Source organism: Dethiosulfatarculus sandiegensis (assembly GCF_000931935.2).
In the GTDB taxonomy this organism is placed as follows: domain Bacteria; phylum Desulfobacterota; class Desulfarculia; order Desulfarculales; family Desulfarculaceae; genus Dethiosulfatarculus; species Dethiosulfatarculus sandiegensis.
On the sequence record NZ_AZAC01000015.1, the window covers coordinates 109580 to 119517 of the forward strand.

The window sequence follows — 9938 nt, forward strand, 5'->3', positions numbered from 1 at the left end:
TCCAGGGGCCTTGTCTTGGGTCTTGCCCCGGTTTTTCAAAGCCCGGGCTTTTTGTGCTGGGATTTAATTCCCGCTTGGCCAAGTTGAACTCGGCCGATTTATCTCACCGGCCTTTTCAGGCCGGAATTGGTGACTTTTTTAAGCGCCTACTTACTATTATTGCCCGGCAACTGGGCGATTTGGCTTGTTATGGCCTTGTCCTGGGCATTTAAAACAGCCAGGGATTTTTCCAGGCGGGCGAACCTCTCCACCTGTCTTTGCCGGTAGAGCTCAATGCGCTTTTCTTCGGATTCAATCTTTTTGTCAATATTGGTTATGATGCCTTTATAGTTGCCGATCAGCACATTCAAGGTGCCTGTCTCGGAGTCGGTGAGGTCCTTCATCTCGTCAAACATGCGCTTGGCCACACCAATGCTTTCCTTGGTGGTGTTTTCTATGAACAGGTCGGCCACCGCTTCCGGGTTTTCATTGAGGGCATTGCTCAGTATGGTCGAGTCTATGGTCCAGGAGCCTTCTGCGTTCGGGTCGGTCTTTATGCCGATCTGGGAAAGATGGGTGTAGGTGTCCTCACCGTCGACCAGCCCTTCCACGCTCGTGTTCAGGGCGCTGTCTATGCGGGATTTCAGGATGTAATAGCTGTAGTTGCCGATCAGGATGCCGGTGTTTTCCCCGTCAGGGTCGAATTTGGTTTCCTTGCGGATATATTCCTGGGTGTAGTTCACCATGTTGATGAACGCTTCGATATTTTTTTTGACCGATATAATATCGGTCGAGACCGTAATCACGGCGGAGCCCACGTCATGCAGGTCAAAGGTTACGCTGTCCACCACATCGGCAACCTGGTTGTTGGTCCGCTGTAGGTAGACATCTGTCTCAGGCGGATAGCCGTCGATCTTGACCATGGAGTTTGTGGCCCACTGGGATGTGGTGAAACCGCCTCCCAGCTCTCCGGAACTGCTGAAGTTGTTCCCGCTGAAGTCATGGGAAACACTGCTTATTTGATATTGGGCCCCTGTGTCGCCGCCGGTCAGGACCAGCTTGTAGCTGTTCGGCAGGCCAAGGCCGTCGTTGATCACGCTGGCCACCACCCCGGGGTTGTCATCATCGCCGTTTATCATGGTTGCCAGCTGGCTCAGCGTCTTGCCTGCCGGCACCGTTATGTCTATGGTTTCACCGGCATAGGTATAGCTGAAGGTGGCATTCGCAGTGGTTACGGCGGTCACGTCCTGATCCGCGAATCCCGAGTGAACCACCTTGCTCACCTGGGCCAGGCCCTTGTCCTGTCCCTGCTGTTGGTCCGGCGCAAAGACGTTCACTTGAAAGGTGTCGCCGTTCACCAAGGTGGTGGCTCCGAGTTTCAGTTTTACTCCCTGGTCCACCTCATAGAACTGGTCGGAATCGGTGACGCTCACCGTGCCGGTTTGGCCGGTGGAGTCTGTCCAACGCAAGACCGCGGTGTCTGCCCCGCCTCCGGCTTGAATGGCTCCGGAGGTGACCACGGTGAAGGAGTATGTCTTGTTAACCGTGCCCAGGTAGTTGCCGCCGGTGCTTACGGTTGAGCCGCTCCAGGTCCCTAATTCCGCATCGTCTATGTCATCGGCAAAACCGCGTACTGTAAAGGAATCGCCATTGGCCACCGTGGCTCCGGAAAGGTTGATAAACATGCCGTTTTCAACCTCCAGGGCGTCTCCGGCCACATAATCCGCCGGAACGTTTATGGTGGAGCTGGAGAGGAGGGTGGCTCCGTCATAGACCGAGACCGCCAGGTCAAAGGTCGTGGTGCCCACCTGCACCGAGCCGGAAGAACTTACCTGGAAAACATATTCATAAATCGAGGCGGTGTCCTTGTCCCCGAAAAATTGCCCGGAAAGCCCGATATCGGCGGTGCTGGCCCCGCTCCAGTCTTGCTGAAGGGCCATGTCCTTGTAATCCAAGGACAGGTTGGTGGGGTTGGCCGAAACGGTTATCCGGCCGTCTGCACCACCGACTGCGGATTTCATCACCAAATGATAGGGATTGCTCTCGGTGCCGTCGTTTTCTATGTATACTTCAAGCGCTCCCGGGGCCTGGGCGGCCACGGCGCTTTCTATGTCAGACCTCAGTTGATCCAGGGTGCGGCCGCTGGCCACGCTAACGTTTATGGTGTTGCCGCCGGTTTCAATGGTCAGAGTCAAGGGGCCTCCGGCGAAATCCGCCACATTGCTGGAAGTGGAGGCCACGCCTGCCGAGCGCAGGATATGCTTGGTGTTCTCACCCACCTCCACGGTGTAGGCCCCTGCCTTGGCCGAGTTGCTGACAGTGGCCGAGGCTGTGCTGGACCTGCTGGAAGAGGCCTGCTTGACCATGAACTCATCTTCCGTGTCCATGGCTGCGGCGGCTTCCTCAATGCCTTCCATGCGCTGGTTAAGGGACTGCATGGATTTGATTTTGCTCTGCCAGGAGGTCTTCCAGGTCTCCAGCCTGGTCTTTTGGATGGACTCCAGCTTCACCAGCTGATCAATGACGCTGTTAAAGTCCGAACCAGATCCAAGACCCGTGAAGTTGATGCTTCCGCTTAAGATGCCGAAGTCGTTATCCGGGGTCTGGTATGTGCTGTAGAGTACGCCGTTTGTGGAGTCGGCCACCTTTTCACCTCCACTTAAATGCGAGCAGGGTAAAAATCAAATTCAATCGGTTTGTCTTATTGCAACTTGCATGCCTATGCTTTTTATTTATTTAACTATTTGAATTTAAAGAGTTAATTCTAAAGCGGCTTCAAGCGCCCGGACAAAGCGGTTCCCTTGCGGGGGAAAAAAATGCCTAAACCGGCTTTTTGCTCCTAATTAACTGATCGGCCGGAATTGCCTGAATCATTAATCGGTCTTGACTGGCGGGATAAAAGTTATTCATGATCTAGCCGGGATTGGAGGGTACAAATATAAAGGTCGGGTATATTTCCGCTAAAGGCATTCCTTGGCAAAGTGGAGGCTGTATTGCTGATAGAGAAGATCCCACACCACTTAAGAAACACCATAGTCAGCCTTGAGCTGCCTCTTTATATTGAACTCGAAGGGGATGTCTGCCGTCCGCCCGATGAACTGGCCCTGGGGGATACGCTTATGGTGCTGGGGTTGATCAGAAATCAGGGCAGGCCGGTCACGCTTTATTTCAACCCCGGTCCGGCCAGAGAGCTTGTGGAGGGGCATCCCTTGGTCAAGGAGCTGCTTTTGCCGGAGAAAAGGCCGGCGGGCTGGGAGTTGACTTCAATTCCGGTGGGCAGATCCGGCCGCAGGCAAACCTGGGTGTCCCAAAAGACCCATTCCCATAAGGTGCGGGTCCTGCCGGTGGACCAGATCAAGGCCAATCCGGTTTATGCCCACAGCCTTTATTATCGTTTTAAAAATTTAGATGACCGGCCCAGTGTTTTTGTGGATCCGGGACGCAGCCCCGCTCTAAAGGGGCTTTTGTCAAAAAACAGACCCACCATGGTGGTTTTTCCCCTGAATCCCGGACGGGTGGATTATTTTTGGCAGGATGAGGCCTGGTGGATCTCCCTATTGAGGGAGCTTGGCAAGGAATACCACCTGGTGGCGGTGGGGGCCGGGGATTACGGCTCCCTGACGGCGGAGGTGGATGAGGTGCTGGCCATGGATCACCCCGACTCCACCCTGGCGGACCTGGCCTGGCTGATGCAGCAGGCCCATGGTTTTGTGGGCCGGGACGGCGGGCTGGCTCATCTGGCCCTGGCGGTGAATCCAAGGGTGACGGTGGTTTGGGATTCCATGGCAAGCTTTCGTTTCTGGGCCTCTCACCAGGCTTGTCATATTATGATGTCAAATCCCTATGCCATGCGTTACCCCCAGGCCTGCCGCCTTTACCCCGAAGACCTTGCCGAAAATACCCATATGGTCAGCCTGTCCGACTCTGAAGGTCACATGATTGAGCAGGAGCTAAGCCTGCAGAAAGATGAGAACCGCATCCTTGAGCTTTTCGGCTCGGTTTCCGGCTTTGCCCGGGCCGTGCAGGCCCAAAGGGAGATTATGGCTGAAAGACAGGCGGTGAACGGCTGGATGCAAGACCCGGCTCAAAAACGGGAATTCTATGCCCAGAGCCTGGGGACTGCCCTGGCCTCCCAAAAAGGGAAGTTACAGCCTGGGCAAGGCTGGACTGCGCTTGTATTCCCCTGACAGGGTGTTGACGGAAGGTCCGAATGCGGAGCATGAAAATGTCTCGGGAATCGAAGATTTTTCTATGAAGCTCCTTGTCAATAGGAAATTTGTTTTTGGCAAGCTTCTTTCCATTCGCGTCTTCATTAAGCCAAGTACCTATTCGGTCTCGAAATTACCGCCATTTGGGGAATGTCACCTTGGCAGGCGTTGGTAGAATAATCCTGTAGGGATATCACAGGCTCTTAAAAGGACTGCCTGTGCACGATTTTTTCCATAACAGAACTGGTTTTGTCCTTTAGTATATCGGACACGGTAGTTGTAATAGAGTTGAGTTGAATATCGTAACTGTGTTTTATATCACCTTCTACAAACAGGAAACAAGCTACCGTAAACTGTTTGCCTAACGATAACTTTTTCGATAAGATTTGTGCTGGCTTTTAGACTTCTGTATTTTGCCCGCCAATAATTTTTGTCGATAGCAGATAATTTTTCATTTCAGTAGGTTAACAACTATTAAATAATTTAGCTTATTATTTCATGACCATATGAGTTATCTATTGAACACAGCCAGTTCCCATTGGCTGTTCTATTAAAAACATAAGTTGCCTTTCGCTCCGTTACGGGCATATTGGGTGCTGTAACTTCTGTATTCGCGAGAACCAAGGCTGTATCACCCGATTCAAGAATTTCCATACCATTCTGTCTTACCTGAAGACCATTCTTAAAATAAATCGCTATAGCTTCAAACGCTGCGCGTATTGATTCTTTCCCTTTTGCGTTTCTGCCAGGCTCTACGACTAAAACAGCATCCTCTGTATAAATACCAAGTAGTGTGTCGAAGTCTTCAGCCATAATTGCTTTGTCTGCTTTTTCTATTTGTATTTCTATGGGATGTTTATCCATTTTGGATTCTTTCTGTACTTAATACGGGCATAATCGGGCGCGCCCCGTCTGAATTTATGCACAAGTTATAATGAATATTTACATCATATCGATGTAAGCACCACTGAGTAAGTCTGTCTCTGAAATATTGAATGCTTCCATCAGTTGTTTTGCTTCTTTTTCACCTTCGATTACTTCTTCGCCATCCTGTAATATAACTTCAAATTCAAGAAAATTTCCCAGATTTTCGACTTTGTCGAGATGTACACGAGTTCTACCTATCATATATAGTTTACGGATCTTTTTTACCTTACCGCATGAACCATACGCCCTTTCTAATACATCAAGCAGACAATGAGGTTCTTGAGTGGATGAAAGGTAGTACTCTGAGGTTTTCGGGCCGGTTGCCTCAGGCCGATTATAAAATATGAGTAGGCCATTTTCTTTTGAGAAAATACGGAGTTTTAATTTCCCCTTCTCACAATTGAAAAATATATCTTCTTGTTTAATTATTTCTGGTTCTGTCCCGGCTAAAATTTTTGCTTTTCTGTCGCAATAAGCTAGGTCAGATATACTTGCTTTAATTTCAATATTCCTTGCCATGCCATTCATCTTCTATCAAATCTTTATAATGCCAAGCGGTTCACAGGCGCCGAAGTCGGAGCACAGGGTAGAGATCGGCGCTCTAGTGCGGACGTATACTGTTATGTCAGATGTTCTGTATAAATTTTAAGCGGCTGCAATCATTTTACGCCTAATACTTCGCCCATTGATTTTATCCCTGTTATTGATCTCCGCAGGGGAGATTTAAGTGAAGTATATTCAACGGGTTCAAGGCCAATAGGCTTGAAGTAAATTGCAAAAATGCTCCGGATTTAGTTAACCTGGCAATGGTTTTTATTGTAAAGGACCTGACCTTTGTGGTGGATTCGAATGAATACCTCGGACGGCCTTTTCATGAAACCCATATCCGGAAGACAATAAAAAGAGCAGTCCGTAAATCAAAAATAGTCAGGATAACGGCCACACACGCGTTCCGAACTAGTATTGCCAGTCATTTTCATCCAGATAAAGATAGTATTAATTATTTCGCTCCTGAAAATATATATAAGTACAGGCCAGGGCAATTGTGAAATCAGGCCGCGGCACTTAATGACAACTCACGATATTCAGAATGCCGTCTCACGGCAAAGTCCAGAAGGGCTTTGCCGGCAGGGCGAAGTTCATTAGTTTTTTATTTTTATCCCCTGGGTCTGCCCAGGCGGGAAGGGTCTCCGCCCATTAAACTCAAGATGGCCGGCGCCACATCTGTGGCATGGGCCTTTCCGTTTTCGCCCTTCATCCAGGACAGGCAATAAAAACCGTTGGGCTGGGGAATTTTGTCCTGATGGGCATAAGACCTTTGCCCCAATATGGCGTAGTGCTCAGGGTTGAGTCCCTGGAGCGCTCCTTCTATCCAGGCGTAAACCTGCTGATAGGCGGTGAAGGTCTTGTAATGAGCCAGGTCATGGGCCTTTTGCATGTGATCCAGGGCGGTGAAGCCCACCACCAGCACATCCACCGCAGGCATGGCCAAGGCCGCGGCCAGTTTGTTTCTCTCCAGTTGATATAAAAAGGCCTCGTGCCTTATGTCTGTCTCCAGTTTTTGGCCCGTGGTCTGGTCGTCAAACTCGCTTAAGGCAAAGTCAGCCCGGTATCCCTTGGCCAAGACCCTGGGGGTTAGCTCCTTGGGACTTACCATGGAAGACTCCAGAAGACCGGCCGGATAGCCGGAGATGCTGAAGCCGGGCAACCCTGCCGGAGGATGCCCAAAGGGGGCGGCCACCAGGCCCAGACTGAGGTTTTCCGGCATGAGCTCCCAGAGAATCGGGGTCTTGAGGTCTTTAAAAGAGACGGTTTCGGATCTGGCTGGTTCCTTTATCAGGCCATGGTCCCAGGATCCGGTTAAAACAGTGGCCCAGGCCGGCAGGTCCATGCCTTGGCCTTGAGGGTCCAGAAGCTCTCCCCAGGCCTTGCCCATCAGAAAATGAGGGGCGGGCTGGCGCACCATCTCCGGACTCATGCCGCTGACCAGAAATACCACCAGCTTGGGCGGTTTCTTCGCCACTGTGGGAGCATGGTGGTCCGGGGCCTGGCGGCAGCTTTCATAGCGGGCCTTGGTGTCGTCATCTTTGGGCACTTGGCCCAAATAGCGTTCATAGCAATAGGCCGCTTGGGTGGGGTCGCCCTTTTTGAACAATATGTCCCCCAGCATGCGCCAGGCCCAGCCGTGCCCCGGATGGGCGTTCAAGCCCTTGATAAGCCAGTATTCAGCCTCGGAAGCGCTGCCTTCTTCCATCAGGGCCTTGCCCAGGTTCAAAAGCGCCTCGGCATCCCTGGGGAAAATATCCAGGGCCTGTTTCAGTATCTCCGCCGCCTGACGGGGCTGGCCCTGTTTTAAAACCGAAAGCCCCCTGGTTTTGATGGCTTCGGAACTCTCTTCTTTCATCTTTTGGTCACAGGCGTTTTTAAGCTCCGTCACCCAGGCCCAGTCTGGGTGGGACTCTGCGGCCAGGGGTAAAAGCTCCACCGCCAGAGGCAGATGCCCTGATCCCAAAAGATTCTGCAAAAGGGACTGGATAGCCTTTTCGGCGTCCCTTTCCGTGAGCATGCGTTTGAAGGCGTGTGTGGCTTGGTCATCCTTGCCCAGGTGAGCCGCGGCCACCACCCAGCGGAACAGGGCATAGTTGATCTGATCGTAGGTCATGTTTTCAAAGAAAACGAACCGTTCGGGATGCTCCTTGCATTCATCCTGGGCTGCCAGGAATTTTTCTGCCAGTTCGCAGACTTCTTCCCAACGCTGGTGCCTGTAATGCACCCAGACCATGAAAAAGAGCGGGTCAGGGTAATAGGGCATTTTCTCCAGGCAGGCCGGTGCGGCCTCAAGCAACTCTTCATCCCGTTCAAGCAGGGTCAGTCCGTTCAGTAAAGGGTAATAGGTGTGGGGATAGTCCTTGGCGTCGCCCCTTCTGCTGTCCAGAAGGTTAAGCGCCGTGCGGGCCACCTCCACCGCTTCGGGCATGGTCTCCCTGCGGCTTAAAAGGGTGTGGGCCAGATAGGAGTGAGCCTGGTAGTTGTCCGGTTCTTCCTCCACCCATTTACGGATCATGATAAGGCGGCGCTGATGCTTGGCCTCCATTACCTCGGGGGTTTCATTGTATCCATAGTGGATCAGCTTTACCTTGGACCTGGCCATGGTTCCGGGCACAGTGGGCCGGTTATGCACCTTGCCCTCATAACGAAACCCAACGTGATTGCGGAAAAGGCGGGGATGCAGGATAAAGGTTTCTCCCCCGGCTGTGACATCGTTGTAAAGTTCAAATAAAAAACCGCAGATTTTTTTGGGGGCGTTCACCAACTGACGCATCAGGGGAGCGGATTTCTGGTCCAGCTCCTCGTCAGCGTCCAGGATAAGCATCCAGTCACAGGTGGCATAGGAAAGGGACTGATTCCTGGCCTTGGAAAAACTGTGCTCCCAGGGGTGATGATAAATTTTGGCCCCGAAGCTTTCGGCGATTTCAACCGTCCGGTCAGTGGAGCCGGTGTCCACCACTATGATTTCATCCACCCAGGGCTTGGCGCTTTTCAAGGCGGTGGCCAGTCGCTTTTCTTCATTTTTTACTATCATGCACAGGCTTATGCTGGGGCGGCTCCCGGTTGTTTTTTGGTTTGGGGAGTTTTTATCAGTTGTTTGAGGCATGTTGCTCTCCGTGGCTTTAAATGCACAATGTCCCTTAACAGGAAATAGCCCTGGACAAGAGGGCCGCCTCTAAAAGACGGCAAGGCAACCGATCAGAAACCCTGGTTTTTTAGTGAAAAGGGTTTGCTCGAAGTTTAGTCACACCAGACTATAAGTGTCAACTATACCTTTTTGGAATCATACCTTAAAAGCCTCCGTCAGTGGGTTGGGATGCGGATGCTGCTTGGAAGTGAAACAAAATGACTTCCAGGCCGTTTGGGTTTTTGCATAGGAAGGGCGGCTTATTGAAACTATGCGGAATTGTATAATTTATTTCAAAGAGGGGGGGTGGTTTTAGTAGTAATTCAATAAAATACTAGTGAAATTATAAGGTTATAGGAAGTAATCATGTATTTTTCTTGAAGCTGGTCTTAGGTAAATGGAACTATGCCTGCCTCCGGAGGGGCTAATAAAAAAGTGTCTTTTGGGCCTATTGATCTGAAAAAAAACAAAAATACAAAAAAACCTTTAACTCAAAAATCCTATTGCCGATAAGACCTATGAAGCTGATGGATTTAGGCACCGGGAATTCCCGGCGGCAAGGGGACAAGGAGCAAACCGCAAAGCATCCCGCCATAAGTTAAGCGCCAAAAGGATCTTGGCGCGCACGGACCAAGGAGGGTTCAAATGTCGTTGGTTGTCAATCACAACATGATGGCCATGAATGCGGCCAGGAATTTGTCGACGATTTACGGTCGACTGGCCAAGTCCACTCAGAGGTTGTCCTCTGGCCTTAGGGTCAATGACGCTTCCGACGACGCAGCCGGTCTTGCCATCCGCGAACTGATGCGGGCCGACATCCAGGTAATCAACCAGGGTATCAGGAACGCCAGCGATGCCATCAGCATGATTCAGACTGCTGAAGGCGCCATGAACGTCATTGATGAAAAGCTGGTGAGGATGAAGGAATTGGCCGAACAGGCGGCCACCGGCACCTACACCACTGCCCAGCGCGAGATCATGGACTCTGAATATCAGGCCATGGCCGCTGAGATCGACCGTATTGCCAATGCCACGGACTTCAACGGCGTCAAGCTTCTTGACGGCACTTTGAATAACTTCCATGAAGGTTCGGGCATGAAGGTGCACTTTGGCACCGGCAACTCCAGCGCGGAAGACTATTACTTCAT

The 9938-nt window shown here is 51.2% G+C and carries 6 protein-coding genes; 2 read left to right on the forward strand and 4 right to left on the reverse strand.

The features are described from left to right. Positions 1-146: 146 nt before the first annotated feature. Positions 147-2624, reverse strand: a complete 2478-nt coding sequence (gene fliD, locus X474_RS12405) for a flagellar filament capping protein FliD (RefSeq protein ID WP_044349264.1) — start codon at positions 2622-2624, stop codon at positions 147-149. Between the two features lie 348 nt (positions 2625-2972). Here fliD and X474_RS12410 point away from each other — a divergent pair, with 348 nt between their 5' ends. Further along, positions 2973-4166: a glycosyltransferase family 9 protein gene (locus X474_RS12410; protein ID WP_044349265.1), complete on the forward strand. Its 1194-nt coding sequence runs from the start codon at positions 2973-2975 to the stop codon at positions 4164-4166. Positions 4167-4670: 504 nt separating this feature from the next. Here X474_RS12410 and X474_RS12415 read toward each other — a convergent pair. The 3 genes from X474_RS12415 to X474_RS12425 all read right to left on the reverse strand — a co-directional run bounded on the left by X474_RS12415 (position 4671) and on the right by X474_RS12425 (position 8769). Continuing rightward, complete coding sequence (locus X474_RS12415) at positions 4671-5051, reverse strand: YybH family protein (protein ID WP_044349266.1); 381 nt, start codon at positions 5049-5051, stop codon at positions 4671-4673. A 78-nt stretch (positions 5052-5129) separates the two neighbouring features. After that, the gene (locus X474_RS12420; protein WP_044349314.1) at positions 5130-5633 is read right to left on the reverse strand and encodes a class IV adenylate cyclase; all 504 of its coding nucleotides are present in this window, start codon (positions 5631-5633) and stop codon (positions 5130-5132) included. A 637-nt stretch (positions 5634-6270) separates the two neighbouring features. Beyond that, positions 6271-8769 carry a glycosyltransferase family 2 protein gene (locus X474_RS12425; protein WP_052515155.1) on the reverse strand — a complete coding sequence of 833 codons (2499 nt, stop codon included), beginning with the start codon at positions 8767-8769 and terminating at the stop codon, positions 6271-6273. A 666-nt stretch (positions 8770-9435) separates the two neighbouring features. Here X474_RS12425 and X474_RS12430 point away from each other — a divergent pair. Next, a partial coding sequence (locus X474_RS12430; RefSeq protein WP_044349267.1) for a flagellin N-terminal helical domain-containing protein occupies positions 9436-9938 on the forward strand: 503 nt, incomplete at its 3' end.